Source organism: Oerskovia douganii, assembly GCF_015142735.1.
Taxonomy (GTDB): Bacteria; Actinomycetota; Actinomycetes; order Actinomycetales; family Cellulomonadaceae; genus Oerskovia; species Oerskovia douganii.
This window is the reverse complement of sequence record NZ_JACSPN010000036.1, coordinates 1-19,004: the sequence shown is the minus strand read 5'-3', so window position 1 is coordinate 19,004 and position 19,004 is coordinate 1. Positions and strand designations below refer to the sequence as shown.

General features: G+C 72.4%; 16 protein-coding genes and 1 riboswitch. Of the genes, 7 read left to right on the top strand and 9 right to left on the bottom strand.

Annotation, left to right across the window (positions count from 1 at the left end; genetic code table 11):
* Positions 1-12 precede the first annotated feature (12 nt).
* Positions 13-130, bottom strand: a riboswitch (SAM riboswitch).
* Positions 131-225: 95 nt separating this feature from the next.
* The 3 genes from H9623_RS18085 to H9623_RS18075 all read right to left on the bottom strand — a co-directional run bounded on the left by H9623_RS18085 (position 226) and on the right by H9623_RS18075 (position 2,740).
* A complete protein-coding gene (locus H9623_RS18085) occupies positions 226-1,023 on the bottom strand; it encodes a hypothetical protein (RefSeq protein WP_191804327.1) in 798 nt (265 codons plus the stop codon).
* A gap of 194 nt (positions 1,024-1,217) precedes the next feature.
* Positions 1,218-2,285, bottom strand: a complete 1,068-nt coding sequence (locus H9623_RS18080; protein ID WP_191804329.1) for a VWA domain-containing protein — start codon at positions 2,283-2,285, stop codon at positions 1,218-1,220.
* Positions 2,286-2,341: 56 nt separating this feature from the next.
* On the bottom strand, positions 2,342-2,740 hold the full coding sequence (locus tag H9623_RS18075; RefSeq protein ID WP_068709938.1) for a hypothetical protein: 399 nt from the start codon (positions 2,738-2,740) through the stop codon (positions 2,342-2,344).
* 403 nt (positions 2,741-3,143) lie between these two features.
* On the opposite strand from H9623_RS18075, the gene H9623_RS18070 reads away from it, so the two are divergent.
* Positions 3,144-4,118, top strand: coding sequence for a glycoside hydrolase family 19 protein (locus tag H9623_RS18070; RefSeq protein ID WP_193721400.1), 975 nt, complete (start codon positions 3,144-3,146; stop codon positions 4,116-4,118).
* Between the two features lie 70 nt (positions 4,119-4,188).
* On the opposite strand, the gene H9623_RS18065 is transcribed toward H9623_RS18070, so the two are convergent.
* Positions 4,189-5,058: a hypothetical protein gene (locus tag H9623_RS18065; protein ID WP_193721399.1), complete on the bottom strand. Its 870-nt coding sequence runs from the start codon at positions 5,056-5,058 to the stop codon at positions 4,189-4,191.
* A 110-nt stretch (positions 5,059-5,168) separates the two neighbouring features.
* On the opposite strand from H9623_RS18065, the gene H9623_RS18060 reads away from it, so the two are divergent.
* From H9623_RS18060 to H9623_RS18045, 4 genes are all read left to right on the top strand, one after another.
* Positions 5,169-6,353 (top strand): sensor histidine kinase, encoded by a 1,185-nt coding sequence (locus tag H9623_RS18060; protein WP_193721398.1) that lies wholly within the window; start codon positions 5,169-5,171, stop codon positions 6,351-6,353.
* A complete protein-coding gene (locus tag H9623_RS18055; protein WP_193721397.1) occupies positions 6,350-6,955 on the top strand; it encodes a response regulator transcription factor in 606 nt (201 codons plus the stop codon). The genes H9623_RS18060 and H9623_RS18055 overlap by 4 nt, the downstream gene beginning before the upstream one ends.
* 18 nt (positions 6,956-6,973) lie before the next feature.
* The gene (locus tag H9623_RS18050) at positions 6,974-8,152 is read left to right on the top strand and encodes a hypothetical protein (RefSeq protein WP_193721396.1); all 1,179 of its coding nucleotides are present in this window, start codon (positions 6,974-6,976) and stop codon (positions 8,150-8,152) included.
* Between the two features lie 90 nt (positions 8,153-8,242).
* A complete protein-coding gene (locus tag H9623_RS18045; protein WP_193721395.1) occupies positions 8,243-8,896 on the top strand; it encodes a chitinase in 654 nt (217 codons plus the stop codon).
* A 100-nt stretch (positions 8,897-8,996) separates the two neighbouring features.
* Here H9623_RS18045 and H9623_RS18040 read toward each other — a convergent pair whose 3' ends face one another.
* The 5 genes from H9623_RS18040 to H9623_RS18020 form a co-directional block, all read right to left on the bottom strand.
* Positions 8,997-9,644, bottom strand: a complete 648-nt coding sequence (locus H9623_RS18040) for a nucleotidyltransferase domain-containing protein (protein WP_193721394.1) — start codon at positions 9,642-9,644, stop codon at positions 8,997-8,999.
* 506 nt (positions 9,645-10,150) lie between these two features.
* Entirely contained in the window at positions 10,151-11,131 is a 981-nt protein-coding gene (locus tag H9623_RS18035) for a LacI family DNA-binding transcriptional regulator (protein WP_321575535.1), read from the bottom strand.
* 155 nt (positions 11,132-11,286) lie between these two features.
* Positions 11,287-12,237, bottom strand: a complete 951-nt coding sequence (locus H9623_RS18030; protein WP_193721392.1) for a carbohydrate ABC transporter permease — start codon at positions 12,235-12,237, stop codon at positions 11,287-11,289.
* Positions 12,238-12,239: 2 nt separating this feature from the next.
* Positions 12,240-13,202, bottom strand: coding sequence for a carbohydrate ABC transporter permease (locus H9623_RS18025; RefSeq protein WP_407671983.1), 963 nt, complete (start codon positions 13,200-13,202; stop codon positions 12,240-12,242).
* Positions 13,203-13,371: 169 nt separating this feature from the next.
* The gene (locus tag H9623_RS18020; RefSeq protein ID WP_193721391.1) at positions 13,372-14,682 is read right to left on the bottom strand and encodes an ABC transporter substrate-binding protein; all 1,311 of its coding nucleotides are present in this window, start codon (positions 14,680-14,682) and stop codon (positions 13,372-13,374) included.
* 201 nt (positions 14,683-14,883) lie between these two features.
* On the opposite strand from H9623_RS18020, the gene H9623_RS18015 reads away from it, so the two are divergent.
* Both H9623_RS18015 and H9623_RS18010 read left to right on the top strand, forming a co-directional pair.
* The gene (locus tag H9623_RS18015; protein WP_193721390.1) at positions 14,884-16,953 is read left to right on the top strand and encodes a beta-galactosidase; all 2,070 of its coding nucleotides are present in this window, start codon (positions 14,884-14,886) and stop codon (positions 16,951-16,953) included.
* A gap of 104 nt (positions 16,954-17,057) precedes the next feature.
* Entirely contained in the window at positions 17,058-18,953 is a 1,896-nt protein-coding gene (locus tag H9623_RS18010; RefSeq protein ID WP_227748878.1) for a glycosyl hydrolase 53 family protein, read from the top strand.
* Positions 18,954-19,004 lie beyond the last annotated feature (51 nt).

Genomic DNA, 19,004 nt, shown 5'->3' with positions numbered 1-19,004 from the left:
GGCTGGTCGACGACCCTGCGCTTCCCGCGACCGATCGGCAGCGGGCGGGTCTTCCTCCTGGAGCACCGTGCGCAGAGAGCGCGGTTGCCGGACCGGCACGCGGAGGGCGTTTCGCCGGTCACTCTTGACCTGGGGCATTTGTACTAGAACCCCGTGGTTGTGCGCAAATCGGGCGACGGTGGCCCGCACCGGGGGCGGACCGTCCGTCCCCCGACACTGCGCCCCTCAGCCGCCTACGGTGAGCAGCGCCAGGCTGGGGTGCTCGCGCAGCGCACGTTCACCGTGGGTCCGGTAGAGCGTCATGACGGCCACGAAGGGTGCATGATCTCCGGTGAGCAGGAGCGGTTCCGCCTCGGAGAACTGGCAGACGAGCCCCCAGCTCGTGGGTTCCGGGAAGACGGCTGTCATCGACGCGTAGTCGAACGAGAGCCACCGGCCTCGCGTCTGCACGAGAAGTCGGTGATTGCTCACGACGAGCCTGCTGATGCACTGCTCACGCCATTGCTGCCGAGCCTTGTTCCGGGCGGCGGTGCGCTGAGCGCCGTTGGAGAGCGCGGTCACGGCCAGGCCTGCGGCGACGAACAAGGGTCGACCGTAGAAGAAGCCCGATGTCTGCGAGTAGCTGACGTCCTTGCCGTAGTACCGGGCATAGCCGATGGGGACGTCGCAGAAGAACTCCTCGTTTGCGTACGGGACGACGTCCCAGACGGCCAGGGTCGCAGGTACTTCTCCCGCGAGGAGCTGCTGGCGCAGCGCCTGGGCGTCCCGCCACCCGCGCGCGGACGCGTCGCGCCGTCGGATGTCGATGAGCTCGGCCGCGCGGAACCGTCCCGTGCTGCGCCGGTGATCGCGATACGTCGCGGAGGCCTTGACGACCGCAAGGACGACGAGGGAGATCGGCGCGACGACGGCGCCCAGGAGGAGCAGGAGCATGACGAGCAAGGTCGAGCTGTCCGTCTGTTCTCCCCGGTCGAGGGCAGCGATGCCCGCCATGCAGCCGACGTAGGCGATCGGTGCGAGCACGAGCGGCACGGCCCAGCGAACGTGCCGCCTGACCGCCCCAGCTTTCGGTGCCGTCCGCGGATCCTCCATCGAAGCCCCCTGCCTCGTCGACGGGCGTGATGGTCTTCAGCCCGAACGATCGGGAAGACTACCCGACGAGGTCGGCCGTGACCTGCCACGGACGTCGCTCACCGCCGCAACACCGCACCGTCACCTCACAGCCGCCCCTCCCCCGCCTGCGCGGCCGTGAGGTAGCAGTACCAGCCGGGGGTCCGGGCGCCGTCGGGCTGGAACGTGATCTTGTTGACGACCCCGTTCCGGTTCGTGATGGCCGACCACACGAGCGGGCCCCGCGCCGCGTGCGCGAGGAGCTGCTCGACCGCGCCGCGCGACGTGTCGGCGTTGAGGAACACGTCGTGGCCCGCGACCTGGGCGTCGATGAGCTTGCGGCCACCGTAGGTCGCGCGGTCGCCGATGCTCGTGGCCGACGTGGTGTCGCGCCACTGCGTGAGCCACGCGACGAGCTCGCTCTCGGTGAGCCGTGCGGTCGGCACCGCGGGCGGTGCGGCCGGGCGCGCCACCGCGGGCGCCGGCCGGGCCGTGCGCACACGCCCGGCGGGCGAGCCGTTCCCCGCAGCCAGGTCGCGCTCGGCGGCCGTGAACCCCGCGAACGTGTCGCGGGCCACGGCCGGCGCGGCGCCGTCGGCGACCCCGGTGCGCAGGCGGGCCATGCTCGCCGACGCGGCCCCGTACGCGGCCCCTGCCGAGACGCCCTCGTAGGTCAGCGACCGCTCGCGGGCGACACCGATCGACTCTCCGACCTCGATCGCGTCCTGGTTGGCCCCCATGTAGAGGAACGTCCACCCGAACACGGTCTCGCGCTCGGTCACGAGCGCCTTGATCGCGGCGTGCGTGTACTCCTTCGAGGCGTTCTCGTGGCCGTCGGTCATGATCCCGACGATCACGGTCGCGGGCCGCTGGTCCTCGGGCAGCTGCGCGATCCGCACGCTCGTCGAGTGGACGAGGCGCGCGATCGAGTCGAGCAGAGCTGTCGTTCCACGGGGCTGGAGGTCGAGCGACGGGACGGTGGCGACGTCCCGGTCGGCGTAGACCTCCTCGTACTCGCTGTCGAACTGCGCGAGCGTCACGGTGCAGCGCCCCGTGACACCGCGCTGCTCGAGCATGAACTCGTCGAAGCCCGCGATCGTCGCGGCCTTGATCGACTGCATGGAGCCCGACCGGTCGAGGAGCATCGACAGGTGGGTGGAGGTGGCGTCGGCCATGGAGTACTCCTCGGGTCGTGGGGCGGTGCGGCTGATGGTGCGCGGGAGGGAGTGGATCAGGTGCGGCGGCGGAAGCGGAGCGGCGTGGTCGCCTCGGGAGCGGCACTCACGTGCTTGCCCTGCTCGACGTCGTAGCGCGCCCTGGTCACTCCTTCTGCGGTCACGCGGTCGTCGGGTCCGCGGTAGGAGCCGAGCGCCGCGGTGCGGGCGACGCGGGGCGGGACGGTGTTGGGCGCGACTCCCGCGTCCGCTGCGACCGAGCGGAGCGAGTGGCCGGCGAGCAGGGCCTGAGCCATCGCCTCGTCGAGCGCGGCGTCGAGCTGGACGCGCGCCTCGGCGAGAGCTGCGACGGCCTCCTCGGGAGCGAGTCCGGCCGCGGCCTCGAGGGCGGCGCGGGCCGAGGCCAGGCTCGGCAGCCCGTCGGTGCGGTGCGGTGCGTTCTTGTCGGAGGCCATGACACGAACGTAGTGCACCAAGTGCACATGTGCAATAGATGCACACAGGCAGTTTCTGCACGCCGAGAACACGTCGCCGCGCCTGCAGGGTGCGACTACCCAGAGGGGTGTTTTCTGCGCAGCCACCACAATTGTGGTGGCTGCGCAGAAAACACTCCCGCCCCCCTTCGCGCAGGACGTGTCCGGTCCACGCCGCGCCCTCCGACATCTCCGACGGACGGAGCTGCTGCTCGATCGCTCCCCTGCTCCCGGACCGGGACGCTCAGCCCAGCCACGCCACGCCACGCCACGCCACGCCACGACCGGCCCCTCACCTACGTAGTACCCCCTACGTGCGTTGACCATCGGACAAATCCCCCGCCAGGCTCGCAGTCGTCCCCTGTCATCGACGAGAGGTACGAACATGCGCACCGCGCACACGATCCGACGGCCAGCGACGACGCTGGCCCTGCTCGCCCTGCTCCTCACGACGGCCCTCGCGGCACTGTCGGTCACCGCCACGGTCCTCGCCCCCCGCGCCTCCGCGGCCGAGCCCTGCGCCGCACCGTGGAGCGCGTCCGCGGTCTACACGGGCGGCGCGGTCGTCTCGACCGGCGGCCACAACTGGAAGGCGGGCTGGTGGACGCAGGGCGAGACGCCTGGCACCACGGGCCAGTGGGGAGTCTGGCGCGACCAGGGCACGTGCGGCGGCTCGACCGGCGGCGGCACGGGAGAGACCGGCGGCACCACAGGTGGTGACAACGGGGGCGGCAACCAGACCGGCTTCGTCGTGACCGAGGCCCAGTTCAACCAGATGTTCCCCAACCGGAACCCGTTCTACACCTACCAGGGCCTGGTCGCGGCGCTCAGCGCGTACCCGCAGTTCGCCACGACGGGCGGCTCCGAGGTCGCCAAGCGTGAGGCGGCGGCGTTCCTCGCGAACGTGAACCACGAGACGGGCGGCCTGGTCTACATCAAGGAGATCAACACGGCGAACTACCCGCACTACTGCGACGCGTCGCAGTCGTACGGGTGCCCCGTGGGCCAGTCCGCGTACTACGGCAAGGGCCCCATCCAGCTCTCGTGGAACTACAACTACAAGGCCGCGGGCGACGCCCTGGGCATCGACCTGCTGCGGAACCCGTACCTGGTCGAGACGGACCCGGCCGTGTCCTGGAAGACCGGCCTGTGGTTCTGGAACACGCAGTCGGGGGCGGGCACCATGTCCGGTCACCAGGCGATCGTGGGCGGCTCGGGCTTCGGTGAGTCGATCCGTTCGATCAACGGCTCGATGGAGTGCAACGGCGGCAACCCGGCGCAGGTCCAGAGCCGCATCGCGGCGTTCCAGCGCTTCGCGCAGATCCTGGGGACGACGACGGGCTCCAACCTCACCTGCTGAGTCCCTGCACCTCCCCTGCCCGACGGCGGAGCGCACCTTCCAGGAGAAGGTGCGCTCCGCCGTCGGGCGGTCAGCGCACGACGAGGAGGACCGTGAGCCCGAGGACGAGGTCGATGACCACGCAGGTCTCGGCGTACCAGCGCCACACGATCCGGTTCGCACGGTGCAGCGCAGCGTCCCATCCCACGTGCAGGAGCCAGCCGGCTGCGACGACGTACGCGGCGGCGTCGGGCGGCAGGGTGGCCGCGAGGACCGCGAGCCCGGCGTAGACCACGAACCCGACCACGTGCAGGGCCAGGACCCGGTCCCGGCGGAACTGTCGGCGCAGGGTGCCGATCACGAGGTACTCCGTCCCCAGGAACACGAGGAGCCACGGCGAGGGGATGCCCGGGCTGATCCAGCTGTCGAACGTCAGGCCGAGCCCGAGGAGAGTGGGCCAGCGGTGCGCGACGGCGTCGAGCACCTTGCGTGCCCCGGAGACGGGCACGGCCCGCGCCGTCGTCCCCTCGTGGTGCGTGCGCCGGGCCAGCATCACGGCGACCATCGCGGGCAGCATGAGGACGTGCCCCACGGCGAGCGCGGCGTCCGCCGAGAGCACGCCGGCCCAGTACGGGACCAGGGCCAGCGCGAGCGACAGGTACATCGCCAGGCACATCTCGCCCACGTCGCGCAGACGGTGCCCCTGGTGGACCATCCACAGGCCCATCCCGATGCTCATGGTCGTCGCCATGGCGAGGGCCGTGCCCTCGGCCCCGGTACCAGCGGCCTCCCAGCCGAGGGACCTCAGGGCTGCCTCCCAGACCGGGACGAGCAGGAACATGCCCAGGAGCATGGCGACGAGCATCTGGGCGAGGTGGGCGACGAGGCGCCTCGACGGACGACGATTCGGTGAACGGTCCCCGGCGGCGACCGCCGGGTCCAGGAGAGGTGTCGTGTTCATGGCACCACCGTCCGGCCGGTGGGCGCACCGGCGTCAGGGGTGCGGTGTCATCAGGATCCGTGCGGAACGCACCAGGACACCGTGCGCGGGCCCGGCCTACGATCGCTGGCATGGACCATCCCAGGTCTCGCCCGCTCGACCCCCGCGACCGGCGGCTCGCGCGAGCGCGGCTGCTCGTCCTCGTGTGGCTCGCGACGACGCTGTGGACGAGCCTGTTGATGCCCGGGATCGGCCTGACCCGCGAGACGCGCCCGGTGTGGGTCGTGCTCGGTGCGGTCGGCATCCTCGCCTTCAGCGTGACGACCGCGGGAGCCGTGCGGTCCGCCGTGACTCCCTGGCTCGGCGAGAGGGCACGGAGGCGGTGGCTCGCCGCGTCCGCCGTGACGACCGTGGCCTCGCTCGGACTCGTGGCCCCTGTCGCGGCGGGCGTCTGGGACACCTGGGCGTGGATCGGGGCCACGGTCGTCGGGGTCTCGCCCTTGCTCGTGCGGGCGCGGACGGCGGTCGTGGTCGGGCTCGGGTGCACCGCGGTCAGCGCGGCCACGGCGTGGGTCACGGGCGGTGCGGTGTGGCCCGCGGTCGTCGTCACGGGGCTGATCGGCGCATCGGTCGCGGCCGTCAACTGGTCCCCCGTGTGGCTGTGGAGCCTGCTGGTCGACGCGGGCGCAGCCCGGGAGGCCCGCGCACAGCTCGCCGCGAGCGAGGAGCGGCTGCGCTTCGCGCGCGACGTGCACGACCTCCTGGGCCACGACCTCACGGTGATCGCGCTCAAGGCCGAGCTCGTCGCCCGCCTCGAGCCCGGCGATCCCCAGGTGCGCACCGAGGCCGAGCAGATCCGGCAGATCGCGAGCTCGGCGCTCGGCGAGGTGCGCGAGGCCGTGCACGGGTACCGCTCGATCGACCTGGTCGCCCAGCTCGACGCCGTCCGCACGGTGCTCGGGTCCGCGGACGTGCGCTGCACGGTCGACGGCGACCTGACGCTCGTCCCCCCGGGGGCCGCCACGACCCTGGTCCCCGTCCTGCGGGAGGCAGCGACCAACGTCCTGCGCCACAGCGAGGCCACGTGGTGCCGCGTCGAGGTCGGCGTCGGGGACGGGACCGTGACCCTCGCGGTGCGCAACGACGGCGTGCGCGGGGTACCCGTCGACCCGTTCAGCTCCGGGCTCGCAGGGGTCGCGGACCGCCTCGCGGAAGCGGGCGGCGCCCTGTCGGTCGACCGCGACGGCGACGAGTTCGTGCTGCGGGCGCGGGTCCCGGGGCTTCCCGCGCCGTCGACGACCGGAGGTCCTCCATGATCCGTGTGCTGCTCGCCGACGACGAGGAGCTCGTCCGGACCGCCCTGGCGGCGCTGCTGACCCTCGAGGACGATCTCGAGGTGGTCGCGCTGGCCGCGGACGGTCACGACGCGGTCCGGCTCGCGCGCGAGCACCGCCCGGACGTCGCGCTCGTCGACCTCGACATGCCGGGGCTCGACGGCATCGCGGTCGCCGGCGAGGTCACGGCAGCGGTGCCCGCGTGCCGGACCGTGATCCTCACGGGCCGTGGCCGCCCGCCTCATCTGCGCCGCGCCCTGGAGGCGGGCGCCCAGGGCTTCGTGACGAAGGGGGCGTCCGGGACCACGTTGGCGGGCGTCGTCCGGCTCGTGCACGACGGCGGCCGGTACGTCGACCCAGGCCTGGCCGCGGACGCGTTGACGGCTCCCGCGTGCCCTCTGAGCCCACGGGAGCTCGACGTGCTCCGGCTCGCGTCGTTCGACCTGCCGAGCTCGGTCATCGCGCAGCGCGCGCACCTGGCCGTGGGGACGGTGCGCAACTACCTGGTGTCCGCACAGGCGAAGCTGGGGGCGACCAGCAGGGCCGAGGCCGTCAGGACGGCCGCTCGCTTCGGCTGGTTCTGACCGGCTACCCTCGCGGGCATGCCGATGACGTCACGCAGGGAGCCCGCCGTGCTCGTGGCCGGGCTCGTCACGTCGATCGTGTGGGTCGGGACGGCGGTCCTGAGCGACTGGGCGCACACGAACGTCACCGACCAGGTCGACGCCTCGCTGGTCCGGGCCCTGGTCCCCCACCCGAACGGCACGTTGCCCGGCGGCGCCGCGATCACCGGGCAGACGATCCTCGCGGCCCTGCTCGCCGGGCTGGTCGTCATGGCGGTCGCATATCTCGCGACGCGGCGCCTTCCTCGGCGGAGCGGCGGCTGGGCGGTCTTCCTCGCCGCATGGTCGGGGGTGGTCGTCGGCGGCGTGGTGGGGTCGGTCGCGGACACGGTCGCGGACATCGCCTTCCCTGCGCCCATGAATCCGGCGTTCCACCTGCTGGCGTCCTCGTTCGACGGCGGGTGGTGGGGTCTGGTCAACGGTTGGGTCGTGGCGCTGTCCCTGGCCGGCACGCTCGCGGTGACGAACCGCTCGTCCGCAGCCGACCTCCCTGCGACGCGCAGGTCGCGCAAGCCGCTGCGGGCCCGCGCCTACCCGGCGGTGATCGTCGCGGGCCTCACGGCGACGGTCGTGTGGGTCGCGGTGGGTGCTGCCGGGTCGTGGTTGGTGTGGCACCGCAGCGCCCGCGGCCCGATCGACCTCGTCGGGGAGATCGCGCCCGGGGCCATGATCTTCCGGTTCGCCCCGCAGGCGCAGCCGGTCCAGGTGACGGAGGTCGTCCTGGCCGTGGTCGTCGGGCTGGTGGTCGCGGGCGGTGCGTGGCTCGCGACCCGTCGGCTGCCGCCGGGCGCTGACCGGTGGACGGCGACGCTCGCCGTCTGGCACACGACCGTGGTCGCTGCCGTGCTCGCCGGGACGGCGCGGTCGTTCGCGACGTACGCACCGAGCGGCCTGCATCCCGCCACGGTGGACCTCGTCCTGCCGGCGGCGCAGGCGAGCCTCGTGTGGCCGCTCGCGACCGGGTGGGTCGCGGCCCTGCTGGCCGGTCTCACGTACGAGCGGACGGGCGGAGGGGCGTCCGCGGAGGTCGTCCCGCCGACGGACTCGACCGGTCCGGAGGGTCGTCCCGACGTCGAGGACCCGCCCCGGTCGGCCTCGGACGACGCCCCTCGAAGCGCTCTGCACACCGATACCGAGGAGCCGTCGCTCGTCCCCTAGGGTGGCGCGTGAACGCCGACGGACTGCCCGACGAGTCGCCGACGAGTCGTCGGGAGCGTTCCGTCCAGGACAGTGACGAGAGGGTGGCTCATGGCTGAGACAGGTTCGACGAGCGGCATCACGACGGGCTTCGTGGTGACCGAGGCGCAGTTCGAGGAGATGTTCCCGGACCGCAACTCGTTCTACACGTACGAGGGCCTGGTCGCGGCCACCGAGGCGTACCCGGAGTTCGCGACGTCGGGCGGCCGGGAGATCGCGGCCCGTGAGGCTGCGGCGTTCCTCGCGAACGTGAGCCACGAGAGCACGGGGCTGCTGCACGTGAGCGAGCTCGACACGACCGTGTACTCGCACTACTGCGACCCGTCGCAGCCGTACGGGTGCCCCGCGGGCCAGGACGCGTACTACGGCAAGGGCCCCATCCAGCTCTCCTGGAACTTCAACTACAAGGCGGCGGGTGACGCCCTGGGCATCGACCTGCTGAACAACCCGTTCCTCGTCGAGACGGACCCGACCGTGGCGTGGAAGACGGCGCTCTGGTACTGGAACACGCAGCCGGGCGAGGGCACCATGACGTGCCACGAGGCGATCGTCGGGGAGCACGGCTTCCGCGAGACGATCCGCGCGATCAACGGCCCGCTCGAGTGCGACGGCGGGAACCCGCGCCAGGTCGCCCACCGCGTGGAGCTGTTCCGCCGGTACGCCGAGCTCCTGGGGACCACGACGGGCGACAACCTGACCTGCTGAGGTCCGCGGCCCGACGGCGGAGCTCGCCCTCCGCCGTCGGGTGCCGCTCGGCTGCCGCTCGCGCGCGGCTCAGGTGAGGCGCGTCCCGGCCCGCCTGTAGTCAGTCGGGGAGGACGACGAGGGGCAGGTGGTCGTGCACCGACGGTCCGAGCACCTGCTCGGCGTCGTGCGCCCACCGGTCGAGCGCTCCGGGGCGGTCTCGCTGGGTCGTGAGCCACGCGGTCGTGCGGAGATGGACGTCCGCCTCGTTGCCGGTCCAGGTGCGCGCGTCGCGGCGCAGCCGGTCGGCGAGCTCGTGAGTGATCCACGTCGGGACGTCGTCGGGGACCACGACGAGGAGGTCCAGGTCGTCCGCGGCCGTGCCGTCGCCGCGGGCGGCCGACCCGACGACCGCGACGCCGATCGCCCGTCGAAGGTCGTCGTCCCGCACGACCTCGTGGAGCAGGTCGTCGACGCGTCGACGCAGCTCACGCCAGGGGTGCAGTGCGTCGAACAGGGCTTCGATCGCGGGCCAGCACAGGTGGTCACGGTTGACCCGGTAGTAGTGCGCTGGACCGACGCTGCGCCGTTCGACGACGCCCTGCCGCTCGAGCCGCTCCAGGGCGCGGCGGACACCTTCTGCTGTGCCCGCGCGCGCGACGCGGTGCACCTGGCCGCCCGTGAGCTCGTCGGACCGCGCCCAGAGCGCGCGGAGGACGGGCCCTTCGAGCCCGGGCACGATCGTCGAGACGGGACTGCTCCAGTCCATGCGCTCCCCCTTCCGTCCTTGCGCTCCGCGTGCGTCCTTGCGCTCCGCGTGGCCGTGGCGCGCCCGGGCCGTTGCGGTCGCCGCTCCCCGGCCCGCAGGCTCCGCAGCTTTGCCCCCGGCCGTGCTCCTGGGGCGGCCGGCGGTTCCCCGGCGACCGCTGGGGACTGCGGGCGCCTCGGGGCTAGCGGCACCGGTGGTTCTGCCAGCACCCCAGGTTCTGCCAGCACCCCAGGGGGTGGGGTGTGTTTGTAGCGGAGCCCCAACAATTGTTGGGGCTCCGCTACAAACACACCCACCCCCCGGCGGCGCCTGCCCACCCGCGCGTCATGCGCCTCGACCGCCTGGTCCAGGACGGTTCAGGCCGGTTCAGCCCGGTTCAGGCCGGTTCAGGCCGGTTCAGGCGGGACCGGATCAGGCCAGCCTGCCGCCGCACGCCGGGCGGCGACGACCCGCGCGGGCTCACCTGTGGACACAGCACCGGGCGCGGACCGTGTGCACGGGTCGGGCTATGCCGAGTCCCGCACCACGAGCGACGTGGGCAGGGTGATCGCCGCGGGTTCCTGCCCCTCGACGACCTCGAGCAGCAGCCGCACCATCTCGGCGCTGATGCGCTCGAACGGCTGCCGCATGGTCGTGAGCGCGGGGTGGAGCGAGGCGGCGACCCCCGAGTCGTCGAACCCGCCCACGGCCACGTCCTCCGGCACGCTCCGCCCTGCGGCCTGGAGCGCGACGAGCGCGCCCGCGGCCATGAGGTCGGACGCGACGAACACGGCGTCGAGGTCGGGCCGGCGTTCGAGGAGCTCGGCCATCGCGAGCCGCCCCCGCTCGCGCGAGTAGTCCCCGTGCGCGACGAGCGTCTCGTCGAACCGGTCCCCCAGCGCGTCGCGGTACCCGTCGAGGCGCAGCGTCCCGCCCGGGGTGTCGAGCGGACCGGTGATCGTCGCGATGCGGGTGCGCCCCGAGTCGAGCAGGTGCTGCGTCATGGTGCGCGCCCCGGCCCGGTCGTCGGCCGCGACGTACCCGACGCGCCCCTCGTACCCGAGCGGCACACCGCAGGCGACGGTCGGGACCTTCTGCTTGAGGAGCTCCGCCAGCATGGGGTTGCCCTGGTGGGAGCTGATGAGCAGGACGCCGTCGACGTGGCCCGCCGCGACGTACCCGCCGATGCGCCGGCGCTCCTCGGGGGTGCCCGCGACCATGAGCAGCAGCGGCATCTCGCGCTTCGCGAGCTCCTCGGCCGCGCCGCGCAGCAGGATCGAGAAGTTGGGGTCCTCGAAGAGCAGGTGCTGCGGCTCGGTGAGCAGGAACGCGATCGAGTTCGACCGTCCCGTCACGAGGCTGCGCGCGTGCTGGTTCGCGGCGTACCCCGTGGTCCGGATCGCCTCGTTGACGGCGGCGAGCGCGTCCGGGGAGACCCAGTGGCCACCGTTGATCACGCGTGACACGGTCCCGCGCGAGACGCCCGCGACCTCGGCGACGTCACGGATCGTGGGTCGCCGCTTCGCGCCGCCGCTCGCCTTCGCCCCGCTGCCCGACGCCGTCGCTCGCCTCTCGCGGGCAGGCTGCGGCTCGGCGCCCGGGACGTGGTCGGGGGCGGCGTCTTCACCGGGTTGCTCCACGAGACGTGAGTCTAGGGACATCCTCAGGCCTTGACCGCGCCGGCGGCCAGGTCGACCTGCCAGTAGCGCTGCAGGAGGAGGAACAGGGCCACGAGCGGGACGATCGACAGCAGCGCTCCCGTGATCACGAGGGTGTACAGCGCGGGCTGCGACGCCCCCTGGTTGAGCAGGCCCGACAGGCCCACCGTCAGCGGGAACAGCTTGTCGTCGCCCAGCATGATGTACGGCAGCATGAAGTTGTTCCAGATCGCGACGAACTGGAACAGGAACACGGTCACCAGGCCCGGCGCCATCATGGGCATCGCGACCTGTGCGAACGTGCGCAGCTCGCTCGCGCCGTCGGTCCGCGCGGCCTCGACGATCTCGTCGGGGATCGAGGCTCCCGCGTAGATCCGGGCCAGGTAGATGCCGTACGGGCTGATGATACTCGGCAGGAGCACGGCCCAGTAGGTGTTCGTCAGGCCGATCTGCGCCAGGAGCAGGTACTGCGGGATCGCGAGGACCACGCCCGGCACGAGGACGCCCGCGAGCAGCATGTTGAAGACCGCGGACTTGCCCCGGAACCGGTACTTCGCGAGCGCGTAGCCCGCCATGGCCGACACGACGACCGAGAGCATGGCGCCGACCCCGGCGTAGAGGGCCGTGTTCGCCATCCACCGCCAGAACAGGCCACCGCGGTACGCGTTGAGGTCGGACACGTTCTCCACGAAGTGCGTCGACGGGGCGAACGTGAACGTCGAGAACAGCTCGCTCCCCGACTTGGTCGAGGCGACGACGACCCACAGCACGGGCAGCAGGCAGTACAGGGCGCCCACGAGGAGGATCGCGGTCGCAGTCCCGCTCGGGCGCTCACCTGCGGACCGGTGCCCCGTCCGGGGGGCCCTGCGTGCGGGGCGCCCACCCCGGGCGACGGGTCCGGGACGGTCCCCGGCGGTCTCCGCGACGAGCGCGGTCTCGGCGGCGTCGGTAGTCATGGTCACTTCTCCTGACCGAAGGCACGGCTCTGCACGAGGCGCAGGAAGCCGAACGAGAGGACGAACGTCGCGAGGGCGATGATGACCGAGGTCGCGGCCGCCGAGTACAGGTCGCCGCGGATGAAGGCGTCGCGGTACACCTTCATGAGCGGGGTCCACGTGCTCGAAATCGTGTTGCTGAGCGGCTTGAGCGTCGTCGGCTCGGCGAAGACCTGCAGGGTCGCGATCATCGAGAAGACGAACGTCATGATGATGGACGGGATCACGATGGGGATCTTGATCCGCCACGCCATCCCGACCTGGGTGCAGCCGTCGAGCTCGGCGGCCTCGTACAGCTCGGACGGGATGGCCCGCAGCGACGTGTAGATGACCACCATGTTGAAGCCGACGCCGCCCCACACCGCGATGTTCGCGACCGCGAAGATCACCAGGTTCGACGAGAACAGGGACGGGACGTCCCAGCCGAGCCGCTCGAACACGTAGTAGAAGGGGCTCACGCCCGGCAGGTAGAGGAAGCCCCACAGGAGCGAGGAGATGACCGCGGGCACGGCGTAGGGCAGGAAGATCGCGATGCGCGAGAACTTCGTGGCGCGGGAGCGACGCGAGTCGAGCAGCAGCGCGAAGAGCAGCGCGAGCCCCAGCATGGTCGGGACCACGATCACGCCGTACAGCCCGACGCGGCCCACCGACGCGAGGAACTCGGGGTCCGCGAGCGAGGCCGCGTAGTTCGCGAACCCGTTCCACACCTCGGTCCGCGACCCGGACCCCAGGCCCAGCCCGCTGACCTTCTCGGTGCGGAAGCTCAGGTACACCGCGTAGGCGATGGGCAGCGCGAGGAAGAGGACGAACAGCACGATCGCCGGGGCGAGGAAGCCCCAGGGGGCTGCCTGGCGCCGTGAGGCCCCGGGTTGGCGGCGTCGCACCGCGGGCGGCGCGCTGGGCCGCGCTGGCGTGGTCGTGGTCACGATCTCTCCTCGAAAGGTCTCCGCCGTACGGGAGCAGGCGGCTGGTGAAGCACGGAGCAGGTGGGTGGGCGTGAGCCCGTCGGGCTCGTCCGTCGCCCGGGTGGTCGGGGCCCGGTGCGGGCGACGACCGGGGCGACCGCCCGGACGGACCGGGCGGTCGCGGTCGGGCCTACTCCTTGACGGTGAAGCCGGAGGTCTTCATGTCGTCGAGCGTGACCTTCTGCATGGTCTCGACCGCGGTCGTGAACGCGGCACGCGACCTGGCCTCGGTGGCCTTGCCGAACTCGTCGTTGTACGCCGAGTACGTGACGTTGACGTTGGGGCCGTACGTGAAGCTGCCCGCGGTCTTGGCCGTCTGGGCCGCGATCTCGTAGAAGTCGGGCTGGTTCGCGAAGAACGCCGGCGGCTCGGACAGCGCCTCGGCCGACGCCGGGATGTTCGCGGGGTAGATGCCGGTCTGCTCGACGAGCAGGTCGACGCCCTCCTGCGACGAGTTGAGCCACGTGATGAACTCCGCGGCCTGCTCGGGGTGCTTCGACTGGCTCGTCACGGCCGTCGCGGAACCGCCCCAGTTGCCCGTGGCGGGCTTCGCGGCGTCCCACTGCGGCATGGGGGCCATCTTCCACAGGCCCGCCGTGTCGGGGGCGTTGCCCTCGAGGACGCCCGGCGCCCAGATGGCCGAGAGCCACCCGATCTGCGTGCCGTCGTTGAGCGCGGCGTTCCACTCGGGGGTGTACATGGGCTTGTTGTCGATCACGCCGGACTCGACGAGCCCGCCCCAGTAGTCGGCGACCTTGAGCGTCGCCTCGTCGTCGACCGCGACGGACCATGCGTCGCCGTCGATGCCCCACCAGGAGGCGCCGGCCTGCTGCGCGAGGCCCGTGAACCAGCCGGCGTCGGTCGCGGAGAACGTGCCGAGGTACTTGCTGGGGTCGGCGGCCTGGAGGGCGGCGGCCGTCGCGGCGTACTCGTCCCACGTCGTGGGGACGGTCAGGCCGAGCTGCTCGAAGATGTCCGCGCGGTAGTAGAACTGCATGGGGCCCGAGTCCTGCGGCACGGCGTACACCGCGTCGGAGCCCAGGGTCACGTCGTTCCAGACGCCCTCGGGGAACTGGTCCGCCAGGTCCGAGACCTCGCCGGAGATGTCGGCGAGCGCGTCGGCCGAGACCAGCGTGGGGATCTTCTGGTACTCGGTCTGCATGATGTCCGGTGCGCCGCTGCCGGCCTTGACCGCGGTGAGCAGCTTGGTGATCGCCGGGTCGCCGCCGTCCTGCTTGTTGACCGTGACCTGGATGTCCGGGTTGGCGGCGTTCCAGGTCTCGACGACCTTGTCGACGTTGGGCGCCCAGGTCCAGAACGTGAGCTCGACCGGGCCGTCGCCGGCCGCGCTGTCGGAGCCGTCGCCCGAGCTGCAGGCGGTCATCAGTAGTGCGGCGGAGGCGATGATCGCCGCTGCCTTGGTGCCTGTGGACAGGCGCATGAGGTCCTCCTCGTCAAGGAACCATCGCGCTTCTCGCCACGGCTTGGGCCAGGGCGACTCACGACAGTGTGGGGCTGTGCACGGTCACAGTACTCACGCCCAGCATGGTCTTGTCAACATCATGTTTCATGCTGTTACCTAGGTGTTGCACGGTCGATCACACCTGTGATCGTGCACAGCGACGTGTTGCAAGGAGAGCGCATGACTTCCGCCAAGCCCCGCCCGGTCGGCCCCGTCTACGACGGCTGGCTGCCTGGCGTCGACGCGATCTGCTACGGCGGTGACTACAACCCCGAGCAGTGGCCGGAAGAGGTCTGGGAGCAGGACGTGACCCTGATGCGCGAGGCGGGCGTCAACCTCGTGAGCATCGGCATGTTCAGCTGGGCGCTCATGGAGCCCCGCGAGGGAGAGTTCGACCTCGACTGGCTCGACCGCCTGTTCGACCTGCTGCACGCGAACGGCATCCGCGTCGACCTCGGCACCCCCACCGCGTCGCCGCCCGCCTGGTTCTTCCACGCCTACCCCGACTCGCGCGTCGTGACCCGCGACGGGACCGTCCTCGGGTTCGGCTCGCGCGGCATGGTCTCGCCCAGCTCGCCCGACTACCGCCGCGCCTGCGTGCGCATCACGACCGAGCTCGCCAGCCGATACGCCTCGCACCCCGCCCTGGCCCTGTGGCACGTGCACAACGAGTACGGCGCACCCGTGTCCGACGACTACTCGCCCGCGAGCGCCGCGGCCTTCCGCGAGTGGCTGCGCGAGCGCTACGGCGACCTCGACGGCCTGAACGCCGCGTGGGGCACCCGCTTCTGGGGCCAGGTCTACGGCGAGTGGGAGCACGTGGGCGTCCCTGCGGTCGCGGCCTCGGTCGTGAACCCCGCGCAGCGCCTGGACTTCGCGCGCTTCACGAACGACGCCCTGCTGGCGTGCTTCGTCGCCGAGCGCGACGCGATCCGCGCGCACTCGTCGGTGCCGGTCACGACCAACTTCATGGCGGGCGAGTGCCCGTCGACGGACCTGTGGGCGTGGGCCCGCGAGGTCGACATCGTCTCGAACGACCACTACCTGCGGGCGGGCGACCCGCGCAACGAGGTGGGGCTCGCGCTCGCGGCGGACCTGACGCGCTCGGTCGCGGGCGGCAAGCCGTGGATGCTGCTCGAGCACTCGACGTCGGGCGTGAACTGGCAGCCGCGCAACGTCGCCAAGCGTCCGGGCGAGATGGCACGCAACGCGTTCTCGCACCTGGGCCGCGGCGCCGACGCGATCATGTTCTTCCAGTGGCGGGCCTCGCGCTCGGGGGCCGAGAAGTTCCACTCGGCCATGCTGCCGCACGCGGGCACGAGCAGCCGGGTGTGGCGCGAGGTCGTCGCGCTGGGTGCCGACCTGGGTGCCGTCGGCGAGCTGCGCGGGTCGCGCGTGCACGCCGACGTCGCGATCCTGTGGGACCCCGAGTCGTTCTGGGCGCAGGACCTGGAGTGGCGTCCGAGCGAGGACGCGCGGCACCGTGAGCGGGTCGACGCGTTCTACGACCGGTTCTGGCGCGACGGCGTCCAGGTCGACTTCGCGCACCCCGGGCAGGACCTGTCGGGGTACCGGCTGGTCGTGGCGCCCGCGTCGTACCTGCTGACGCAGGAGTCGGCCGACAACCTCACGCGCTACGTCGAGGGCGGCGGCACGCTCCTGGTCTCGTACTTCTCGGCCGCGGTCGACGAGCACGACGCCGTGCACCCGGGCGGGTTCGTGGCGCCGCTGCGGCGCGCGCTCGGCCTGACGGTCGAGGAGTTCCTGCCGCTGCGCGCGGGCGACTCGTTGAGCGTCGCGCTCGACGGCGGCGACGTCGCACCGGCCCTGACGGGCACGCTCCCGGGCGACGTGTGGGCCGACGACATCGCGCTCGAGGGCGCGCAGGTCGTGGGCACGTACGTCGACGGACCGGCCCCGGGCGCCCCCGCGATCACGCGGCACACGCTCGGCGAGGGTACGGGCTGGTACGTCTCGACCCGCCTCGACGTCGCCGCGCTGGGCACCCTCCTGGGCGCCGTCTACGCGGACGCCGGGCTGGCGCCGTCGGGCCTCGTGGAGGGCTTCGAGGTGGTGCGCCGCCGCGGCGACGACGCCGAGTACGTCGTCGCGATCAACCACACCGACGAGGAGGTCAAGCTGCCCGGCCTGCCGGACGGCACGACCGACCTCGTGAGCGGAGAGGCCACGCCGGGCGTCGCCCCGGTCGCGGCGGGGGCCGTGCGCGTGCTGCGCGCCCCGCTCGCCTGACCCGCTCGCCACGCTCCCGCGGGTGGTCGGGCCGGTCGCTCCCCCGGCCGGCCGGACCACCCGCGGGTCCTTGCTCGACCCACGCACGACGTCAAGGAGGACGGATGAGATCGACGACCACGAGCACCATGGGGGTCCTGGTGGCCGCGCTGGTGCTCGCCGGGACCGCACCCGCGGTCGCGGCGAGCAGCCCGGCGGGCGCCCTGGTGAACCCCGGCTTCGAGGACGGGCTCACGGGCTGGACCGTGACGAGCACCTCGGGGCACGACGGCGGGGCGAAGGTCGAGGACGCGGGGCACGCGTCGTCGTCGGGCCGGCTGACGCACTGGGCCGGTGACGCCTACGACGTCACGACGGCCCAGACGGTCGAGGGCCTGGCCACGGGATGGTGGACCGCGAGCGCCTGGGTGACGTCGGGCGGCGCGCTCGACGCGACGCGGCTCGCGCTCACGGGCTGCGGCGTCGACGACGCGACCACGACCCCCGTCACGGAGCAGGACGACCAGTGGGTCCGGCTATCCGTCTCGGCGTACGTGACGGGCGGCGACTGCACGGTCGAGGTCGTGACGGACGGGCCGGGCGGCGCGTGGGCGTCGGTCGACGACGTGTCCCTCGAGCGCGGGCGCGTGGTGCGCGACGTGCGCGGCGGCGACCTGTCGGGCGTCGCCAAGAACGAGGACTTCGGGGCGACGTACGCGAGCGCCGACGGCACGCCGGGCGACCCGGTCGAGATCCTCGCGGACGCGGGCATGAACCTGGGCCGCCTCAAGGTGTGGGTCGACCCGGCCGACGGGTACAACGAGATCACGCACGTCGTGGAGAGCGCCCGGCGCATCGAGGCCGCGGGCATGGACGTCATGATCGACTTCCACTACTCCGACCGTTGGACGGACCCGGGCGCGCAGGGGACCCCGGCGGCGTGGGTCGGTGGCACCACGGAGGAGCTGGCGCAGGACGTCCACGACCACACGCGCGACGTGCTGACCGCGCTGCGGGACGCGGGCGTGACGACCGACTACGTGCAGGTCGGCAACGAGATCAACCCGGGCATGATGTGGCCCTACGGGCAGACGTGGGACGTGGTCCCCGGCGACGGGTACGACACGGCGGAGTGGGACGCGCTCGCCTCGTTCCTGAACGCCGGGTCCCGGGCCGTGCGCGAGGTGACCCCCGAGGCGCAGGTGATCCTGCACCTGACGAACATCAACAACGGGATCGGCGGCCTGACCTGGTGGTTCGACGAGGTCACCGCGCGCGGGGTCGACTTCGACGTGGTCGGGCTGAGCTACTACGGCTACTGGCACGGCAGCCTGGGCGACCTGCAGGGGGCGGTCTCGACGCTCTCGGCGCGCTACGACCGCGACGTCATGGTCGTCGAGACGGCCTACCCGTTCACGCTCGAGGACGGGTCGCCCGCGTGGGAGAACGTGATCGACACCGAGGCGAAGCTCGTGCCGGGCTATCCCGCGACCCCCGCGGGACAGGCCGCGGCGCTGCGTGCCGTCCAGGACGTCGTCGCGTCGGCCCCGGGTGGGCGCGGCCTGGGCGTCGTGTACTGGGAGCCGGCGTGGACGTCGGTCGAGGGCAACGGGTGGGACCCGGCCGACGCGTCGTCGGGCAACGCGTGGGAGAACCAGGCGATGTTCGACCTCGGCGGTCGCCTGCTCGCGCCCGTCGCGGCCGAGCTCGCGCCGGACGCGGCCACGTCGGCGTGGACGGCGTCGGCCGTGTACACCAAGGGTGACGTCGTCCTGCACGACGGCGTCGCGTACGTCGCGTCGTGGTGGACCTCGGGGCAGGAGCCGGGCGCCTCGGTGCACGGGCCCTGGCAGGAGGCGGCCAGGGTCGACGGGACGGGCACGAGCCCGTGGGCGGCGACGCGCGTGTACGTCGCGGGCGAGCGCGTGACGTTCGAGGACGCGACCTACGTGGCGCGCTGGTGGACCCGGGACCAGCGGCCGGACGGCTCGGCGTGGGGCCCGTGGGAGCGCGTCGCCTGACGTCCCCCGACCCGACCTGACGCCCGACGGCGCCGCTCACCTCCGGGGTGG